Here is a 21,012-nt window from a genome sequence, read left to right as displayed (position 1 = left end):
CAAACGAATGACAAATTGGCCAGAAACCGATTTTAATCGTATTTCTGCAAGCAGGCTTATTCATCTCGATGAACTGACTAAAGTCAGTGATTCGGGTAAGTAAACATAGCGAACAACCCTGTAGCTTCAAGTACAAAGGGTATATTCACCCATAAAGGTTCTACACTCGCTACATAACCGTTTCCAGCGTCGGGAGTGAATCCCCGCCGGAAACGGTTTAAAACAGCGCTTAAGTGAAAGATGAGATGATCAACGATCCAGCATTGCAATTAAGCTCGGTATTAAATATCGAGTGCACCAAAAGCTCCGTACATTGCTCAAGTAAAAAACGGGCTTTGGAAATTATCAGCGAGTTGGCTGCCAAGCAACTTAACCTACCTTCACAGGTGGTTTTCGATGCTGTCTTAACCCGCGAACGTATGGGCAGCACCGGTATTGGTAGTGGTATCGCGATACCTCATGGCAAGTTGGAAGAAGACACACTGCGTGCAGTGGGTGTATTTATCCGTCTGGAACAACCTATTGCCTTCGATGCTATTGATAACCAACCGGTTGATCTGTTATTTGCCTTGTTGGTTCCGGCAGATCAATGTAAAACTCACTTACACACTTTGTCTTTAGTGGCCAAGCGATTAGCTGATAAAACAGTGTGTCGGCGTCTGCGTGCAGCACAAAGTGATGATGAGCTCTATCAAATCATTACTGAATTACCACCGGAAACGGCGTAATTGGGAAAGTGGAAACTATTTTATCCGTTATGCCCGGATCTTGTAGCCGGAATATAGGGTTCTAATGTATACCCAATAAATTTCAAGATGTGGGCAAGCGCTCAACACGCCTACAACTTGAAAGATGACGGGGATAAATACCAAGGGGAGTTACTCACATGGTGCTGATGATTGTCAGCGGCCGTTCCGGTTCAGGGAAGTCTGTTGCTTTGCGCGCATTGGAAGATATGGGCTTTTATTGTGTCGATAACTTGCCTGTGGTTCTGCTGCCGCAATTGGCGAGTACACTTGCCGATAGGAATATCTCTGCCGCAGTGAGCATAGACGTACGTAATATGCCTGAATCACCTGAGGTATTTGAACATGCCATGACTCAACTGCCGGACAGCTTTTCACCACAGTTGCTGTTTTTGGATGCCGATCGCAATACCCTGATTCGTCGCTATAGCGATACCCGTCGCTTGCATCCGTTATCGACCAAAAACCTGTCATTAGAAAGTGCTATTGATGAAGAAAGTGACCTGTTGGAGCCTCTGCGCTCACGGGCTGATCTGATCATTGATACCTCTGAAATGTCAGTGCATGAATTGGCTGAGATGCTGCGTACCCGCCTGTTGGGTAAACGTGAACGCGAATTGACGATGGTGTTTGAGTCTTTTGGCTTTAAACACGGTATCCCCATCGATGCCGATTATGTTTTCGATGTGCGTTTCTTGCCAAACCCGCACTGGGACCCTAAATTACGCCCAATGACAGGTTTGGATAAGCCAGTAATCTCTTTCCTGGATCGCCATACCGAAGTACATAACTTTGTGTATCAGACCCGCAGCTATCTGGAACAGTGGCTGCCGATGCTGGAAACCAATAACCGCAGTTATTTGACGGTTGCCATTGGTTGTACTGGTGGTAAACACCGCTCGGTTTATGTCGCTGAACAGTTGGCCGATTATTTCCGCGCTCGCGGCAAAAATGTCCAATCACGCCACCGTACTCTGGAAAAGCGTAAATAATGACAATCAAGCAGACCGTTGAGATCAAAAACAAGTTGGGGATGCACGCCAGACCCGCAATGAAATTGTTCGAACTGGTTCAGAGTTTTGATGCTGAAGTAATGTTACGCAACGATAGCGGTACCGAAGCTGAGGCCAGCAGTGTTATTGCACTGCTGATGCTGGATTCAGCCAAAGGCCGTCAGATTGAGGTTGAAGCGACCGGCCCTGATGAAATTCAGGCGCTGGCGGCAGTGATTGAGTTATTTAATTCCGGCTTTGATGAAGATTGATTTTCACCGCTCAGGTGAGCGGTGCCCAAACAATCACTAATGGCTGAAGCACACCACCTTTGCTATTCAACATTTTCACACCTATCCCCCTTAACCATCGTCCACGCTGACCGATTCACGTGATTATCGCCTTTTGGTGCTATCCCGGTCCTTTCAATTAAATACAGCGCCCACCCCTTTTCACTGCCAGAAAACCCATGATGCTAACTGATGGCCACCACCAACAGCATGACGCCCATACCAGCACAGATACTCCTCCCTTTCAGCGGCATCGATAAATCGTGGTGTTCTTGTCTGTTGGCCGATACAACCGAGTTTCCTGTTACATCAGTGCCGGTCACACCTGTTGCCCTCTATTCCCTATTGTTCCTCCATTTATAACTCGCTATAGCTGGATTGATGTTTATTTTTGTGAAAATTTGAATTTTAAATCCACTTTAAATCAAAGCATTACATTACCTCCTTTACCTATTGTTAACAATTGTGAGTTTAATCGCATTTACTTGCTGAAAAAACCCTTACTTTTAACTTTATTAAACATTAAATAACTAAAATTAACATCCTCTATTTCTGTACAACGCCAGCGCGATAACCAAACGGATTTTCGCTGAACCTTGTTCCCCTGCAAATAACTAAAATAAGAGGCTCCATCATGTCTGAATCACCCACTGAACAATTAGTGATACCTAACGTGGTCCCCGCGGAGAACCATGCCTATCGCAAGGCTGCGTGGCATATTTTACCCTTACTGATGCTGTGCTATGTCGTCGCTTATTTAGATCGGGTTAACGTTGGCTTCGCCAAATTGCAGATGGCGGATGACTTACAATTTTCAGAGGCGGTGTATGGATTCGGCGCCGGGATCTTTTTTATTGCCTACTTCTTTCTGGAAATCCCCAGTAACCTGATGCTGCACCGCGTAGGGGCACGGTTGTGGATTGCGCGCATTATGATCACCTGGGGCATCATCTCGGCAGGGATGGCTTTTGTCACCACACCGATGTCATTTTACGTAATGCGTTGCTTGCTGGGAATTGCAGAGGCTGGATTCTATCCCGGCGTCATTCTTTATCTTTCTTATTGGTTCCCAACTAACCGCCGTGGCCGCATGTACGCCTTATTCGCCACCGCCGTTCCATTATCCGGCGTGATAGGGGTTCCGTGCACATTTCCCCGATAATGCTAACCTAATCGCTAAAAATCATTTATTTTCACTATGTTGACTTTAAAAAATCGACTGTCGCCGCTCACGTTTTCGACTCATCGATGATTTTATAGACCGTAGAACGTGCGATACTTATCATCTTTGCTATTTCTGTCGCTCCGGTTCCCCTTCCTCCTAAATCTTACCCCCTTAAGCTTGGCCTCCCGTCTGCCTTCGTTTGTTTGTTCTAAGGTCGATATAAAAAAAGGCCCGAAGGGCTTTTTATGAGGTCAGGGCAGACTGTGCCTGCGCCAGCCATCTTTCCTGAATGGTGGCTTTTGCCTGTGCCAGTCGCTGCTCTTCAATGACGCCTTTTTGCTGGGCAACCATCGCCCCGGGCTGGAGTGTAAATGCCTGCAACAGTTCCGCGCCGGGTAACATGGGCAGCGGCTTACCGGACAGAATATCCATCGCCTGGGCTTCCAGCGAAATGGCTCCCGCCATGCCGGCCAACCCCAGAAGTTTACCCTGTATTTTTTTCTGTTTAATGATAAAGGCGACACCGCCCACCAGGGTTGCCGCCCCAACGACCGCGCCCGCCACCATCAGCGGTGACAGCGGTTTATTGCTGTTATCGCCAAAATAGATCATCCGCTCGAGAAAATAACTGCCCCAGGGTTCGCGCGCCCCAAACGCATTGTGCATAAACCAGGCGCGGGAATCATGCACCTGATCATCAAACAGCGCGCGGAGCTGCCCCCCGGGTAATTCGGTATTACTGGCTTCACCGGCCACAGGGAATAGCACGGTACATCGCACTTCACCGGCGGTTTTCATGCGCAGCCATTCCGGGTATCGGTCGTCGGTACTCAGAAGGAAAATCGCGTTTTTTAGCCCATAGACCGGCTCAAAGTACCATTCCTGCGTGTTGGTGCGTGATACTCCCTGATAATCCTCTCGGAACTCCTCTGCGGCCTGGCGTAACTGGGTCTGTCCCAGTGACGCATCGAAGTCCTTAGGCCCCTGAGGGAGAAGGAGAAACTCACCGTCTTTAGCGGCAGCGGCCATGCTCTGGCGCTCTTTATCCGTGGTTTTTTGAATTTCCGCCCGGTTATCTTCGTCGGCTTTTCTGAGGGCCGGATCACTGTGTTTATCCAGTCCGTTGGCGGCAGAGTCGATGTAGAAGCGTTGTGTTTTGTAGGAGCCGTTGGCGTAGCGGTTCGCCAATTCCCAAACGAAATGCAACAAAGTGACCCACCGGTCAGGTACGGATAAAATAGCCGTATTGACCCTGTCGGAGACCCTGTTGCATGAAGGGAAAACATTTGACTCAGCATGAGCGCTTTTACATCGAAAAACGAAAAGCTGAAGGCGTTAATCAGTCCTGCATTGCCAGAGAGCTCGGCGTCTCTCGCTCTACCCTGAGCCGGGAGCTCAGACGTAATACGGACCCCGCCTTCAACGGACTTTACTCCTCCAGACGCGCTGATGCCTTAGCCAGACAACGGCGGGGCGCCACCTCGGCACACAATGCCTGTTTCCCTCTGGGCCAGCAGACACAAGACTTTCTCCGGCAGGCGCTGGCTGTACATACCTCCCCTGAGGTTATCTCTGGGAGACTGAAAATCCAGTTTGATATCGCCGTCAGCAAAAATACCCTCTACCGCTATATCCGTTCGGACAGACAGGCTGGCGGTAAGCTTTACCTTCAGCTCCCTCACCGGGGTAAACGCTATCGCTATGATACGGGTGAGCCCGGACGCACGCCCATCCCGGACAGGGTTGGCATTGAGCACAGGCCTGCTGAGGCTGAACTCAAACAGGTTCCCGGGCATGTTGAAATCGATACGATTTTTGGCAAAGACCAGAAGTCATTCCTGCTGACGGTCGTGGACAAAGCCACAAAGCAGGTCATTATCCGTAAACTCCCCAATAAGTGCGCTGAGAGCGTCGTGGAAGCGTTCAGGGACATCGTGGCGAATACTTTCTGCGAGTTTAAAACCCTGACGGCAGATAACGGACCCGAGTTTGCGAAACATAAGGACATCACTCAGGTAACGGGCGCAAAGGTTTACTTTGCCCGGCCTTATCATTCCTGGGAGCGGGGGTTGAATGAGCATACCAACGGTCTGATACGGCGGTTTTATCCGAAAGGAACCGATTTTAATGGCGTCAGCGATGAAGATATTGCGAGACTGGAGCACATCCTCAACACTCGGGGGCGCAAATCTCTGGAATACAGCTCACCGAATGAGGTATTTTTAGAGTATCTACTCGCTGCATAACGCATGATGGTTTGTTGCGTTTCGTTCGGGAATGGGGCTATGCATTGTAATTAAAGTAATGTAATTCCTAATTCCTTGTAGGATTATTCTCTTTCTTTGTGTGATAAATCTTTTTTTTGATGATAATCAATAAAAAATATACATCTGTAAATTGAAGTCTAGTTGGTGATTGATTTTGATATTTTTCTTAAGTTAGATTTAAATGCTGACTTTTTCTTTAAATATAGTTTTTTATTCCGATAAAAATAACCATTCAATATATTTTCTTATGGGACAAATCTTGTTCTATTTTTTAAATATACGTATAAATAAAGACATATAGATAAGGTATGTTGGATGTTAACTTTATTTTAGTCTTTAGATGGCTGGATTTAAAACGAAGCACCTTGGGTGTGTTCGCCGACTGATAGCCTGGGACTCTCTCTCCTCTAAACGAAAATCGCTTACTTATTGAATCATTAGTTTATGACGTTTTCCTCTTTCGTCTGATTTGTAAGGTGCGATGCCATCAATACACTTTCAATAAGATTTTAATCTTTTAAGGATATATATGAACGCAATTTTTAAAGTTATTTGGAATATATCCTTGAGTATATGGGTTGCGGTCGGTGAGTTTGCCAAGGGAAAACAAAAATCAAAAACTACCCAGCGAGGCTCCACAGCCACACCTTTACTTGAGAAATCAGGTAAACATCTTTCTCCTAAAATAGCTATTGTAGCCGCCGCCGTGATGGGGGTGTTTGGTATTCAACCTGCTTTTGCTATCAGTGTCGGCGATTGTGCTGCTATGGGCACAAACTGCGTGACGGTATCAACCGCGGCAGGTTTAGTCGCTGCATTAAGTAGTGCGGGGGCGGGAAGTACTGCCACCACGATCCTATTGACAGCAGATATCAATCTTGCAACTGCATATGCTGGGGGGATCACAGTAAACCAAGCCGCAAATGCCCGGCAAAATCTGGTGATTGATGGTGGTGGCTATAACTTAAACTACGCGAACTATGCTTTCCTCATGGCGGCAGGAACCACAAACAATGCCGCCTGGAGTTCGCAAAATGCAACGTTCCAACTCGTCAACTTTGGCGACATTACGTCAACGCTTGCGATCACAAGCGGCATAGTTTCCCGACTGGTGTATGTACAAGACGACACGACTCGGTTAGACGTCACTTTGGATAACATCAAGTCAGTACCCAATGGAAAACTGGTTGCGATGGGTGTTGATAGCGCTGCGGTCGCACCCAATAAGATCGGTAGAGTGATATTCGGCAATATTACCCAGCCTATTACCTTAAATTTTGGCACTTATAGACAATCAGTTTTAGGCAGTAATATTACATTTACGGGACATTTCAACTTAACAGGGATAACAAGCCCTGATTATCCGGCGGTATTCTGGAGTAATGATACAGCAGCGAATAGCGTGCTTCATTTTGCCAATGGTGCCGATGTTAATATTACGGGCACGCGGCTCACTAATGGACCCGGTGTTCTTGGTGTTGGCGTGGCCTCGTATAACTATATGATTGATGATGGTGCCAAATTAACCCTGACTATCGATAGCCAAAACCCGTTAGGGGTGGCTAACTATGGTGTACAGATAGGTTCTTATAATCCGGTTACCGGATTATTTGGTTCCGGTGCAGTGATTAACATGAATAACTTGGCGGGTGATGTCATCAGTAATGCCCCCAGTACGACAACAACTTCATATATTTACAATGGTCCGGCCTCGCCTAATGATGTTATCTACAATCTGGCCGCGGGTTCAAATCTTGTTGTTGCTGCCGGAGCGGCCAATGATGGGATTATTGCCAGCAAAACCCTTGCAGGGACGGGGAATATTTATATCCGTTCAGCGGCGACCATCTCTGATGGCACGCAAAATACCACCGCGGGTACTGGGATTAATATCAGTGCTGCCTCATCGGGCAATGTGGTCGTTCGTAATGAGGCTGAGGGTACTATCAGAAAAGCAACCGGTATCAGTGTCACTGATACCGGTAGTGGGACGGTTAATGTCACTAACGCGGGCACGATCAACAGTACTACTGCCGGGATAGTCCTTACCCATAATGGCAGTGGCACGGCTAGTTTGACCAACAGTGGTTCGATTACTAGCACCACGGCGGGGATTGCAGTTTCAGCTGCCACGGCACAAACAATCAATATTGATAATACTGGTGGCACAGTGAGTGCCAGTGCTGGAACAGGTATTAATGTTCTAACCAATGCGTTGCTAAATATGGTCGGTGGGGCGATTACCACGACGGGTGCGGCGAATGCTTTAACTTTTGCTGGCACTAGCAATAGCCATGTTTTGACTGACTTGATTCTTAATCTGAATGGTACCGGTGCCGCTTTCTCAAAGGCGGCGGGTGTTAATCTGGCATTAAACCATATCATCTTCAACACGGTGACGGGCACTGCGCTAAATAGCCTGGCCGGTCTGACATTTGCCAACAGTGTTAATGGCAATAATATTATTAATGTGACAGGTGCGGGGACCGGGATAAATTCTGTTGGTGGGGTCGATCTCAGTAATGCGTATTTGGACATTAATGTGACCGACAGTGCTGGCACCGGGCTGCAAGTAGCCGATGGTGCAGTAACGGCGACCACTATTGGTGCGAATACCCTGATCAATGCAACGGGTGCAACGGCGATTAATTTCGCAGGCACCACAGCAAAGACATTGAATAATAACGGGACGATTAATGGTGCGGTGACATTTGCCGGAACAGCGGCAAATATAATCAATAATAACTCGATATTGAATGGATCATTAACCACAGGTTCCGGCAGCGATACATTAGCTCTTGGTAGCACATCGCAAAGTAATGGTGCGATTAATCTGGGTGACGGGAATAACAATGTCACTATCGAGAATGGCGCACAGGTATCCTCCATTACAACAGGCACAGGCGACGATACTTTTACTCTTAATAATATGACGCTGGGGAGCACTTATTTAGGTGCTCTAAATGCCGGTAGTGGCTCAAATACCCTGAACTTCAATAACTCATTTGATTCTCTGGCGAGTGGTACGTCGTTACAGGGCTTTACCAATATCAATCTTATCGATAGCCAAATTACCCTGAATTCTGACGATAACGTCGGTAGCGGGGCAATTAATATCAGCGCGAGTAGCGAGTTACTTTTTGGCAGCACATTCAATAGCACACTGAACGCCTCATTAGGCCATGTTGCCGGCGGGGATGGTTTAGCCATTGTTGATAACGGTGCTAATGTTTCGTTGAGCCAGGCCAGTACTTTTGCTGGCGATTGGCAAGTGAATCAGAGCGGTACTCTAACAGTCAGCAACAGCAATCAGTTGGGGACGAGTAACCTTTCACTGGATGGCACACTGAATTTGAATGGTGTGGCTACGTATAACAACTCCCTGTTGGGAACCGGTTTATTAAATATTGATACCGCGAATAACACCTTCAATTTTGGTGCTAATACAGGCACGGGATTCGCCGGTACGATTGATATGAAAAACACTGTTTTCACCCTGAGTGGTGATAATACAGCCGCATTGAGCAATGCCTCCTTTATTGCGTCTGCAGGGGCTCTGGTTGCGGTGGATAATAGCAATCAGGCGATAGGTAATTTTATTCTCAACGGCGGTACCTCTGCATTTTCTAATGGCAGTTTAATTACTGCCGACACGTTGGCGGTAACAAACGACAGCAATATCAGAGTCGATCCGGCCATGAGTACCGCCGGAAACATACTCGATCAAGACACTGGCAGCTCAGTCAAATTAATTGACAGTAGCAATACCCTATCAGCAACAGATTTGGCGCGACTGACACTCATGGATTTGTCGGGTGCGAGTTTAGGTCCTGATACTTCAATGAGTGTTATTCAGGGGGCGAATACGGTAGCACAAGCCCTTTATAACTATACCTTATCCGGCGTCGGTAGCGGCTTGAGCATAACCTCTGTGCTGACTCGGTTGGCAATAATCTCCGGGCAGACATTAACGCTGACGTCACAGGGCGCATTGGATACCAATAAACTGCTGACTGCTCAACTGACTGGTAGCGGTAATTTAGCTATTGGCGCTGATAACAGCGAAATGACGCTGAACAATGCCACGAACGATTACACCGGTAGCACATTGGTGAATGGCGGCATCTTGAATCTGGGCAGCGATAATGCGCTGGGACAGACCTCTGGATTAACAACCGCGGCGGGTACTAATACTAATATCAATGGTCACAGCCAGACTGTCGGCGCACTGACCAATGCTGGTACGGTAACGTTGGGCACGGGTGGGGTGCTGAACAGCGGCGTGCTGTCCAACAGCAGTATCCTTGATATCACTGGCGGGACACTGAATCTGGCGGCGGGCGGAGTATCAACCGCGACCGGCGGTTTGACTGGTGCGGGTACTCTGAACATCAACGGCGGTGACTTGGCGGTCAGTGGTGCCAACAGCGGCTTAAGCGGCCAGACCCTGATTGCGTCGGGCGCGTCGGCAACCCTGAACGGGGCCAATGCGGCACTGGCCAATGTGCTGAGCGGCACGGGCGACATCAATACCAACGCTGCGGTGACCCTGACCGGCACTAACAGCTTTAGCGGCGCACACCATATCGGTGCTGCCGGTACGTTGAGCGTCGGTCAAGTCAGTAATCTCGGTGCTTCAACCGCTACTGTGAATCTGGATACCGCCACTTCCCATCTGGTGCTGAACGGCCTTAGCGGCGCGGTTGCCAATGCTCTCAGCGGCGTGGCGGATTCGACTGTTGATATCAACAATGGTGCGAATGTGTCGCTGACCGGCAATAACAGTGGCTTCCTCGGTCAGTATGCGCTGGCGGACAGCAGTAAATTGACGGTGGCCTCAACCAATAATTTGGGGGCTGCTTCCTCTGTGGCCCTGGCGGGCGCACAGGATATTCTGGCGCTGAGCGGCTTTAACGGCATCTTTGGTAATACGGTCACCGGCAGCGGTATCTTGCAGGTCACCGACAGCAGTGATGTGACCCTGAATAACACCAACAGTGTGGACAATGCGGTCACGGTGGATATCACGGATGCCACCTTGAATCTGGCTGATATCGCGCTGTTTGACCATGCACTGACCGGCACTGGCACGCTGAACATTGATACTGCCAATAACATTTTCAATTTTGGTGTTAATACTGGCACGGCATTCGCCGGTACGATTGATATGGAAAACACTGTTTTTGCCCTGAGTGGCGATAATACCAGCACATTGGGCAATGCGTTGTTTGTGGCCTCTGGCGGTACGTTGATGACCGTAGGCAGTGGCAATCAGATACTGGGTAACTTTACCCTCAATGGTGCGACGACAGTATTTGGCTCTGGCAGCTTAATCGTCACTGACACGTTGGCGGTGACGAATAGCAGTATCATCCAAGTTGATCCGGCTCTCACCACTGGCGGGAATTTACTTGATCAGGACACTGGCAGTTCAGCCCAATTAATCAGCAGTAATAATACGCTCTCTACACCTGAGTTGGCGCTCCTGACATTACAAGACAGTTTGGGTAATAGCCTGGGTAATGGCACAACTGAAGATATTACTCAGGGGAGCAATATAGTTGCTGAGGCACTTTATAACTACGGATTATCGGGCAATGGCGGTGGCTTAAGTGTGACGTCAAGTCTGACTCAGTTGACGTTACTTTCCGGCCAAAGTTTGACGCTGACGTCACAGGGCGCGGTGAATGCTGATCACACCTTGCTGGCGAAAGTGACTGGTACGGGTAATTTAGCTATTGGCGCGGATAACAGCGAAATGACGCTGAACAATGCCACGAACGATTACACCGGTAGCACATTGGTGAATGGCGGTATCTTGAATCTGGGCAGCGATAATGCGCTGGGACAGACCTCTGGATTAACAACCGCGGCGGGTACTAATACTAATATCAATGGTCACAGCCAGACTGTCGGCGCACTGACCAATGCTGGTACGGTAACGTTGGGCACGGGTGGGGTGCTGAACAGCGGCGTGCTGTCCAACAGCAGTATCCTTGATATCACTGGCGGGACACTGAATCTGGCGGCGGGCGGAGTATCAACGGCGACCGGCGGTTTGACTGGTGCGGGTACTCTGAACATCAACGGCGGTGACTTGGCGGTCAGTGGTGCTAACAGCGGCTTAAGCGGCCAGACCCTGATTGCGTCGGGCGCGTCGGCAACCCTGAACGGGGCCGATACGCTGGGCAGCAGTGCCATTAATGTGCTGGGTGATTTAAACCTGAACGGGGCCAATGCGGCACTGGCCAATGTGTTGAGCGGCACGGGCGACATCAATACCAACGCTGCCATCACCCTGACTGGCACGAATAGCTTTAGCGGCGCACACCATATCGGTGCTGCCGGTACGTTGAGCGTCGGTCAAGCCAGTAATCTCGGCGCTTCAACCGCTACTGTGAATCTGGATACCGCCACTTCCCATCTGGTGCTGAACGGCCTTAGCGGCGCGGTTGCCAATGCTCTCAGCGGCGTGGCGGATTCGACTGTTGATATCAACAATGGTGCGAATGTGTCGCTGACCGGCAATAACAGTGGCTTCCTCGGTCAGTATGCGCTGGCGGACAGCAGTAAATTGACGGTGGCCTCAACCAATAATTTGGGGGCTGCTTCCTCTGTGGCCCTGGCGGGCGCACAGGATATTCTGGCGCTGAGCGGCTTTAACGGCATCTTTGGTAATACGGTCACCGGCAGCGGTATCTTGCAGGTCACCGACAGCAGTGATGTGACCCTGAATAACACCAACAGTGTGGACAATGCGGTCACGGTGGATATCACGGATGCCACCTTGAATCTGGCTGATATCGCGCTGTTTGACCATGTACTGACCGGCAGCGGCACACTGAATGTGGCGAAGAATGATGCCAGCACGGCATTTGATTTCGGCTCTTCAGTGGGCGGCGCATTCAGTGGCATTGTGAACCTGACCAACTCGACCTTTGCGTTAAACGCGGGCAACACAGCCGCGCTGGCAAATGCCACACTGCAACTCTCAGCCAATAACGTGACCACCGTTGGTACGGATGATCGCACGTTGCACGGCTTGGATCTGAGTGGCGGCACCCTGATTTTTGACGGGGCAGCGCCGCAGTCACAGGCCAGCGGTGTGGTGACGGTCACTGATCTGGCGCTGAACAGCGGCACCATCAGCGTGACGGGTACTGACAGTTGGACTAACCAGAATCCGGTGCTGGCACCGAATCTGTCGATCCTCGATCAGGATCGGGGCGATATTATGCTGGCGCTGATTAATGCCGGTACGGTGAGTGGGGCGGCCAGCGGTCTTAATCTGATGATCAACGGCACGACGGTCACCGACACCGCGCAAGGCGTGGTCTCTGCCATCTTGCAGGGCGGGACGACGGTAGCGAATGCCACCCATAATTACGGTCTGACCAGCAGCAACGGCAGCGGTAGTAATGGTTTGTATGTCAATTACAGCCTGAGCGCGCTGGAACTGTTAACGGACGGTGCCGATGCCTTGTTGCTGGCAACAGACAGCAGCGCGACCTCGAATAAAGAGCTGAATGCACTGGTATCAGGGGTGGGTGGTTTGCAGGTGGATGCCACCAATGGGGCGCTGACGCTGGCCAACGGCAGTAACAGCTATCAGGGCACGACCACGGTCAATGCCGGTGAGCTGATCCTGGGGGCTAACGGTGCCTTTGGTCAGACGTCATTACTGGATATCGCCAGCGGTGCCAGCGCCAACATCAACGGTCACACTCAAACCGTGGGCGCACTGACCAATGCTGGTACGGTAACGTTGGGTACGGGCGGCGTACTGAGTAGTACAGGGGCGCTGACCAACAGCAATAGCCTGAATATTGCGGGCGGGACACTGAACCTGGCGGCGGGCGGAGTATCAACGGCGACCGGCGGTTTGACTGGTGCGGGTACTCTGAACATCAACGGCGGTGACTTGGCAGTCAGTGGTGCTAACAGCGGCTTAAGCGGCCAGACCCTGATTGCGTCGGGCGCGTCGGCAACCCTGAACGGGGCCGGTACGCTGGGCAGCAGTGCCATTAATGTGCTGGGTGATTTAAACCTGAACGGGGCCAATGCGGCACTGGCCAATGTGCTGAGCGGCACGGGCGACATCAATACCAACGCTGCGGTGACCCTGACCGGCACTAACAGCTTTAGCGGCGCACACCATATCGGTGCTGCCGGTACGTTGAGCGTCGGTCAAGCCAGTAATCTCGGTGCTTCAACCGCTACTGTGAATCTGGATACCGCCACTTCCCATCTGGTGCTAAACGGTCTTAGCGGCGCGGTTGCCAATGCTCTCAGCGGCGTGGCGGATTCGACTGTTGATATCAACAATGGTGCGAATGTGTCGCTGACCGGCAATAACAGTGGCTTCCTCGGTCAGTATGCGCTGGCGGACAGCAGTAAATTGACGGTGGCCTCAACCAATAATTTGGGGGCTGCTTCCTCTGTGGCCCTGGCGGGCGCACAGGATATTCTGGCGCTGAGCGGCTTTAACGGCATCTTTGGCAATACGGTCACCGGCAGCGGTATCTTGCAGGTCACCGACAGCAGTGATGTGACCCTGAATAACACCAACAGTGTGGACAATGCGGTCACGGTGGATATCACGGATGCCACCTTGAATCTGGCTGATATCGCGCTGTTTGACCATGCACTGACCGGCAGCGGCACACTGAATGTGGCGAAGAATGATGCCAGCACGGCATTTGATTTCGGCTCTTCAGTGGGCGGTGCGTTCAGCGGCATTGTGAACCTGACCAACTCGACCTTTGCGTTAAACGCGGGCAACACAGCCGCGCTGGCAAATGCCACACTGCAACTCTCAGCCAATAACGTGACCACCGTTGGTACGGATGATCGCACGTTGCACGGCTTGGATCTGAGTGGCGGCACCCTGATTTTTGACGGGGCAGCGCCGCAGTCACAGGCCAGCGGTGTGGTGACGGTCACTGATCTGGCGCTGAACAGCGGCACCATCAGCGTGACGGGCACTGACAGTTGGACTAACCAGAATCCGGTGCTGGCACCGAATCTGTCGATCCTCGATCAGGATCGGGGCGATATTATGCTGGCGCTGATTAATGCCGGTACGGTGAGTGGGGCGGCCAGCGGTCTTAATCTGATGATCAACGGCACGACGGTCACCGACACCGCGCAAGGCGTGGTCTCTGCCATCTTGCAGGGCGGGACGACGGTAGCGAATGCCACCCATAATTACGGTCTGACCAGCAGCAACGGCAGCGGTAGTAATGGTTTGTATGTCAATTACAGCCTGAGCGCGCTGGAACTGTTAACGGACGGTGCCGATGCCTTGTTGCTGGCAACAGACAGCAGCGCGACCTCGAATAAAGAGCTGAATGCACTGGTATCAGGGGTGGGCGGTTTGCAGGTGGATGCCACCAATGGGGCGCTGACGCTGGCCAACGGCAGTAACAGCTATCAGGGCACGACCACGGTCAATGCCGGTGAACTGATCCTGGGGGCTAACGGTGCCTTTGGTCAGACGTCATTACTGGATATCGCCAGCGGTGCCAGCGCCAACATCAATGGTCACACTCAAACCGTGGGCGCACTGACCAATGCTGGTACGGTAACGTTGGGTACGGGCGGCGTACTGAGTAGTACAGGGGCGCTGACCAACAGCAATAGCCTGAATATTGCGGGCGGGACACTGAATCTGGCGGCGGGCGGAGTATCAACGGCGACCGGCGGTTTGACTGGTGCGGGTACTCTGAACATCAACGGCGGTGACTTGGCAGTCAGTGGTGCTAACAGCGGCTTAAGCGGCCAGACCCTGATTGCGTCGGGCGCGTCGGCAACCCTGAACGGGGCCGGTACACTGGGCAGCAGTACCATTAATGTGCTGGGTGATTTAAACCTGAACGGGGCCAATGCGGCACTGGCCAATGTGCTGAGCGGCACGGGCGACATCAATACCAACGCTGCGGTGACCCTGACCGGCACTAACAGCTTTAGCGGCGCACACCATATCGGTGCTGCCGGTACGTTGAGCGTCGGTCAAGTCAGTAATCTCGGTGCTTCAACCGCTACTGTGAATCTGGATACCGCCACCTCCAGTCTGGTGCTGAACGGCCTTAGCGGCGCGGTTGCCAATGCTCTCAGCGGCGTGGCGGATTCAACTGTTGATATCAACAATGGTGCGAATGTGTCGCTGACCGGCAATAACAGTGGCTTCCTCGGTCAGTATGCGCTGGCGGACAGCAGTAAATTGACGGTGGCCTCAACCAATAATTTGGGGGCTGCTTCCTCTGTGGCCCTGGCGGGCGCACAGGATATTCTGGCGCTGAGCGGCTTTAACGGCATCTTTGGCAATACGGTCACCGGCAGCGGTATCTTGCAGGTCACCGGCGGCAGTGATGTGACCCTGAATAACACCAACAGTGTGGACAATGCGGTCACGGTGGATATCACGGATGCCACCTTGAATCTGGCTGATATCGCGCTGTTTGACCATGTACTGACCGGCAGCGGCACACTGAATGTGGCGAAGAATGATGCCAGCACGGCATTTGATTTCGGCTCTTCAGTGGGCGGTGCGTTCAGCGGCATTGTGAATTTGCAAAATACCATTTTCAATATCGATGGTTTGAATACAACAGCGTTGACGAATTCCACACTGAAATTATCCAGCGGCAGTCTGGCCTCCGTGGCCGACGGTGTACAGAATATCGGTGGGCTGGCGCTCAATGGCGGTACGTTGCTGTTTAATAATCTGGTGGATAACTCAGGTATCATCAGCTCCTTAGGAACCCTCACGGCGAATAATATCGATACCACCGGTGGCGGTGAGGTTCGGGTTAATTTACCAGCGAATGTCACACCAGATCTTGGCGGTTTGTCGGTGATGCAACTGGATGAAGGGGAGATCATTGTGACCTTGGCCTCCGGCGCTGCGACCGGAACCGGGCATGAGCTGACGTTATCTGATGCACTTGGTGACCCGTTAAGTGCGACCGTTTATCAGTCTATTTCTAACCCTGGTGCACTCTCACCGGCGGCACTGGGTTCGTTTAATTACGGCATGACCACCGGGACCGGTTTTGATGGGTTGTACGTCAATTATGGGCTGAAGGCGTTGGAGTTGCAGAGCACAGGTAATGACGCGCTGATATTAACGGCAACCTTGGCAAACAATGGTACACAGGCTAATGATCTCTCCGCTCAGGTGACGGGCAGTGGCGACCTGGCCTTTGTTTCCGCTAATGACGGCAGCATTGCATCGTTATCGAATTCGACCAACAGCTATACCGGCGCGACATGGGTGCGTGCAGGCAATGTCCGTCTGGCTGCGGATTCAGCACTGGGGCAAACTTCTCTGCTGGCGATGAGCACGGCGACGAATGTGGATCTCAACGGGACTCAGCAGACGGTGGGTCAGTTAGCCACTGAAACCGGCAGTACATTGGACTTCAATAGCGGCAAGTTAACCGTCACTAATGGCGGGCAGGTTGATGGCGTATTGACGGGCGTTGGTGAGCTGGATCTGGCCGGCGGTTTACTGAGTATCACTCAAGCTAATAGTGGTTTTACTGGCAGCACTGACATTGCCAGTGGCGCGACAGCACATCTGTATCAGGTCCAAGGGCTAGGCTCGGGAGCGATTAACAATAACGGCCTGCTTAATCTGGATAATACCAGCGGGGAGCTGCTGAACGCGTTGGCGGGTAGCGGCAACGTCCAACTTTCCAACAGTGCCAATGTCCAACTGGCCGCAGACAATAGTGGCTATTCGGGCTTATTTACCACTGACGCAGGGACGGTGTTGACCGCCAATAATGCAGGCAATCTGGGGAGCAGCAGTGTTGCAAACAACGGTGAGCTAATCTTGGATACGGCGTCAGTCTGGAATTTATCCAACGCGATCAGCGGTAGCGGTACATTGGTTAAACGTGGCAGCGGCACGGTAAAAATTGATAGTGGTACAGTCAGTGCCAGTTTGACGACGATTGAAAACGGTTTGCTGCAACTGGGCAGTTCAACAGCCACCTCGACCCTGACGGTGAATGAGTCACCATTGGCCCGTACATTGGTGGCCACACTGGCATCCAATGTCGTCAATCTGGTCAGTGACGTGTTGATTACTAACACCGGCTCATTAGGTGGATACGGCCAGGTGACAGGGAATGTGGAAAACCGTGGCAACCTGATTATGCCAAATGCCTTAACCGGCGGCGATTTCGGGACCTTCATTATTGATGGTAATTATACCGGCGATAACGGCACTGTGGTCTTCAATACTATTCTGGCCGGTGATTCATCAGTAACCGATCGGCTGTTGATTACTGGCAATACCGCAGGGCAAAGTTTTGTCACCGTGAACAATATTGGTGGTAATGGTGCGCGGACCTCTGAGGGCATCAAAATCATTGATGTCGGTGGCGATTCTGCCGGGCAGTTTACCCTGAATGGTCGTGCTGTGGCGGGTGCCTATGAGTACTTCTTGTATCAAGGTGGTGTTAGCTCGCCGACCGATGGTGACTGGTATCTGCGCACTCAAGCAGATGAGCGCCGCCCTGAACCGGCAAGTTATACCGCGAACCTGGCCGCAGCCAACTCAATGTTTGTAACCAGTTTGGCTGATCGCTCCGGTGAAACAGTGTATACCGATGTCTTTACGGGTGAAGAGAAAACGACCAGCCTGTGGTTACGCAATGAAGGCAGCCATAACCGTTCCCGTGATGACAGTGGCGAATTGAAAACGCAAGATAACCGATATGTGATGCAGTTGGGGGGTGATGTGGCGCAATGGAGCCGCAACACACAAGATCTGTGGCGCGTCGGGGTTATGGCGGGTTATGCCAATAGCAGCAGCTCTTCTGTGGCACAGGAAACCGGTTATCGGTCCAACGGTTCGGTAGATGGCTACAGTGTGGGGGTATATGGCACATGGTTTGCTGATAGTCAGGATAATACCGGTGCTTATGTTGACACCTGGCTGCAATACAGTTGGTTTAATAATCAGGTTGATGGACAAGATCTCACCACCGAGAAATATGACTCGAAAGGGTTCACTGCTGCGGTCGAGAGTGGCTATGCCTTCAAAGTGGGCCAGAGCGTTAACCAAAATTACTTTATTCAGCCAAAAGCTCAAGTGGTGTGGATGGGAGTGAAAGCCGATTCTCATACAGAAACCAATGGCACAGTAGTCTCCGGCGAGGGGAATAACAACATTCAAACCCGCTTGGGTGTGAAGGCCTTTATCAGCCCAATACCTACCGCTGAAAAAGCCAACGTTCCGGCATTTAAGCCATATGTTGAGGCCAATTGGGTCCATAACACCAAAGATTTTGGCACCACCCTCGATGGTATAACCGTGAAGCAAGCGGGTGCAGCCAATATTGCTGAGTTGAAATTGGGTGTCGAAGGCCAGATCAATAACAAGCTGAATCTGTGGGGTAATGTCGGCCAGCAAGTGGGTAATAATGGCTACAGCGACAGCAGTATCACGTTAGGGGTTAAATATAATTTCTAACTGAAATCAGCCGTTATAAGCCATTAACGGCACATATCATCAGGTATGTGCCGTTTTTTTATGGTTAAAGCTGTACTGAAAAATATTAATGACAGTGGTGGCTGTAGTTGATTCTTTTGGTTTTATATTTTGAATTTATTTTGTTGGCAGCTTATTAAGCTGAGTTTCCTGTATTGTACGATGCTAAATTAATATCATTATTTAAATTATGGTATTTAATATTGCATTAAATTAAATGTGTAATGAAATTAAATTGACGATTTAAGATTTTTGTTATAAAAAATTGAACATAAAAATATTATATTATTCATTAAGTTAGTTTGATCTATTGGTTTTGTATTGACAGGGTTTATCAGTTTTTCACCCCGTTAGATATTGGCTTTGTTTTCTCCCACACCCCGCAATCACTCTCTCGCGACAGGAAGTCACGCGTATTTCTTGTCCGTTTTGGCCTCGGCCGCTTTACAGGGAAAGGACAGGATATGTCAGCTATAGAACCGCAGGAAAACCGGCAGACCGGAATACTGAATACCATCGAGCGTATCGGTAATGCGATGCCAGATATCACTATGTTATTTATTTATGCATTGGGTGTGTGCTGGGCGCTCTCCTTTGCATTGTCATTTATCAATTTCGACTATTACCACCCTCTGACGGGTGATCAGATTAAAGTGACTAATATGTTGGCACCCGTTGAGTTGGTGACCTTTATTACCACTATGGTCAAAAATTTTATCAACTTCCCACCACTGGCTATCACTATTGTGGCAACGTTAGGGATCGGGGTTGCTGAGGGCAGTGGCTTTATTCAGGTGATGCTGAAAAAGATGCTTAACGTCACGCCACAACGAATTTTGACACCCGCAGTAATATTTATCGGGGTGGTGAGTCACGTCGCATCTGACTCGGCGTATGTTATTTTGATGCCAGTGTCTGCCATGATGTTCTATGCCAGTGGTCGCCATCCGTTGGCGGGCATCGCCGCCGCTTTCGCGGGTTTGGCCGGCGGATTTTCTGCCAGTTACACGCCATCGATTATCGATCCGATCATGCAGGGCTTCACCCAAGGTGCGGCACATATAATTGACCCGAGTTATAACGTCAATGTGTTGTGTAACTATTTCCTGAGCTTTGGCAGTACCTTTGCGGTGATTTTGGTGTGTTGGTTTATTACCGAGAAAATTGTTGAGCCACGTCTGGTTAAGTCGATGCCATTAAATGACGATCTCAGCGTGCTCCACAACAGTGATGAACTGCAAAAAGTGACAGCTCAAGAGAGTAAAGCGTTTAAAAAAGCCGGGTTGACCATGTTGTTGATGCTGATTGGCCTGGCGGCTGCGCTTTACCCGGAAAATTCCTTATTGCGCTCGCCCGAGGGCAGCCTGACCCGCCCTGATGCACCGATTATGCAGGCGATAGTACCCTTGTTGTTCTTTATGTTTGCCATTCCCGGGCTGATTTATGGCTTTAGTGCCGGTACCTTCAAAAGCACCAAAGACGTTACCAGCAGCATGGAAAATATTACCCGTTCATTGGTTTCGTTTTTAGTGTTCAGCTTCTTCTGCGCCCAGTTTCTTTATTCATTCAGCCATTCCAATATCGGCACGTTGTTGGCAATCTCTGGGGCGGATTTCCTGCGCACCCTGGCAATGCCAGCCGGTTTCACTATTCTTGGGGTGATTCTGCTGTCTTGCGCCTTAGATATTATTATCACATCGGCTTCATCCAAATGGTCGATTCTGGCACCGGTATTAGTCCCGATGTTGATGGCAGTTGGTATCTCCCCTGAACTGACCCAGGCCAGTTTCCGTGTTAGCTCAACGGTGAATATCTCGACACCGATGTTTGCCTTCTATCCGTTGATCATTATGTATTGCCGTCAGTATTGCTCTAAAACCGGGGTTGGGACGCTTTGTGCCATGATGTTGCCTTATACTCTTGGGCTGACCATTGTATTAACCCTGATGCTATATCTGTTCTGGGGGTTGGGTATCCCGCTAGGATTCCAGAGTGGGTATACCTATCCGGCTGGCAGTTAATCCCCTGTTTACCTGCAATGCTGATGA

General features: G+C 50.5%; 7 protein-coding genes and 2 pseudogenes. 7 read left to right on the top strand and 2 right to left on the bottom strand.

Annotated elements, in window-relative coordinates:
* The first annotated feature begins 245 nt into the window (after positions 1 to 245).
* From ptsN to ACWJJO_RS19190, 4 genes and pseudogenes are all read left to right on the top strand, one after another.
* Positions 246 to 728 carry a PTS IIA-like nitrogen regulatory protein PtsN gene (gene ptsN / locus ACWJJO_RS19205; protein WP_032906970.1) on the top strand — a complete coding sequence of 161 codons (483 nt, stop codon included), beginning with the start codon at positions 246 to 248 and terminating at the stop codon, positions 726 to 728.
* Positions 729 to 886: 158 nt separating this feature from the next.
* Positions 887 to 1,738: an RNase adapter RapZ gene (gene rapZ / locus ACWJJO_RS19200; RefSeq protein WP_019212425.1), complete on the top strand. Its 852-nt coding sequence runs from the start codon at positions 887 to 889 to the stop codon at positions 1,736 to 1,738.
* On the top strand, positions 1,738 to 2,010 hold the full coding sequence (npr, locus tag ACWJJO_RS19195) for a PTS phosphocarrier protein NPr (RefSeq protein WP_019212424.1): 273 nt from the start codon (positions 1,738 to 1,740) through the stop codon (positions 2,008 to 2,010). The genes rapZ and npr overlap by 1 nt, the downstream gene beginning before the upstream one ends.
* 652 nt (positions 2,011 to 2,662) lie before the next feature.
* Positions 2,663 to 3,172 (top strand): annotated as a pseudogene (locus ACWJJO_RS19190) (MFS transporter); the annotation flags it as partial.
* Between the two features lie 85 nt (positions 3,173 to 3,257).
* Here the strand turns inward: ACWJJO_RS19190 and ACWJJO_RS19185 are convergent.
* Positions 3,258 to 3,405, bottom strand: a pseudogene (locus tag ACWJJO_RS19185) (helix-turn-helix domain-containing protein); the annotation flags it as partial.
* Between the two features lie 31 nt (positions 3,406 to 3,436).
* Positions 3,437 to 4,402 (bottom strand): T6SS phospholipase effector Tle1-like catalytic domain-containing protein, encoded by a 966-nt coding sequence (locus ACWJJO_RS19180; protein ID WP_481091411.1) that lies wholly within the window; start codon positions 4,400 to 4,402, stop codon positions 3,437 to 3,439.
* Positions 4,403 to 4,464: 62 nt separating this feature from the next.
* Here ACWJJO_RS19180 and ACWJJO_RS19175 point away from each other — a divergent pair, with 62 nt between their 5' ends.
* The 3 genes from ACWJJO_RS19175 (at position 4,465) to ACWJJO_RS19165 (ending at position 20,985) form a co-directional block, all read left to right on the top strand.
* Positions 4,465 to 5,439, top strand: coding sequence for an IS30 family transposase (locus tag ACWJJO_RS19175; RefSeq protein ID WP_481090518.1), 975 nt, complete (start codon positions 4,465 to 4,467; stop codon positions 5,437 to 5,439).
* A gap of 550 nt (positions 5,440 to 5,989) precedes the next feature.
* Positions 5,990 to 18,946 carry an autotransporter outer membrane beta-barrel domain-containing protein gene (locus ACWJJO_RS19170; RefSeq protein ID WP_481091410.1) on the top strand — a complete coding sequence of 4,319 codons (12,957 nt, stop codon included), beginning with the start codon at positions 5,990 to 5,992 and terminating at the stop codon, positions 18,944 to 18,946.
* 482 nt (positions 18,947 to 19,428) lie between these two features.
* Entirely contained in the window at positions 19,429 to 20,985 is a 1,557-nt protein-coding gene (locus ACWJJO_RS19165) for an AbgT family transporter (protein WP_083162511.1), read from the top strand.
* The last annotated feature ends 27 nt before the right edge of the window (positions 20,986 to 21,012 follow it).

It is taken from the genome of Yersinia antarctica, assembly GCF_056636475.1.
This window is presented reverse-complemented; position numbering and strand designations above follow the sequence as displayed.

Excerpts from the sequence above, each read along its gene's own strand:
- ptsN (WP_032906970.1), top strand. The coding sequence starts at position 246 with ATGATCAACGATCCAGCATTGCAATTAAGCTCGGTATTAAATATCGAG.
- rapZ (WP_019212425.1), top strand. The coding sequence starts at position 887 with ATGGTGCTGATGATTGTCAGCGGCCGTTCCGGTTCAGGGAAGTCTGTT.
- npr (WP_019212424.1), top strand. The coding sequence starts at position 1,738 with ATGACAATCAAGCAGACCGTTGAGATCAAAAACAAGTTGGGGATGCAC.
- ACWJJO_RS19175 (WP_481090518.1), top strand. The coding sequence starts at position 4,465 with ATGAAGGGAAAACATTTGACTCAGCATGAGCGCTTTTACATCGAAAAA.
- ACWJJO_RS19170 (WP_481091410.1), top strand. The coding sequence starts at position 5,990 with ATGAACGCAATTTTTAAAGTTATTTGGAATATATCCTTGAGTATATGG.
- ACWJJO_RS19165 (WP_083162511.1), top strand. The coding sequence starts at position 19,429 with ATGTCAGCTATAGAACCGCAGGAAAACCGGCAGACCGGAATACTGAAT.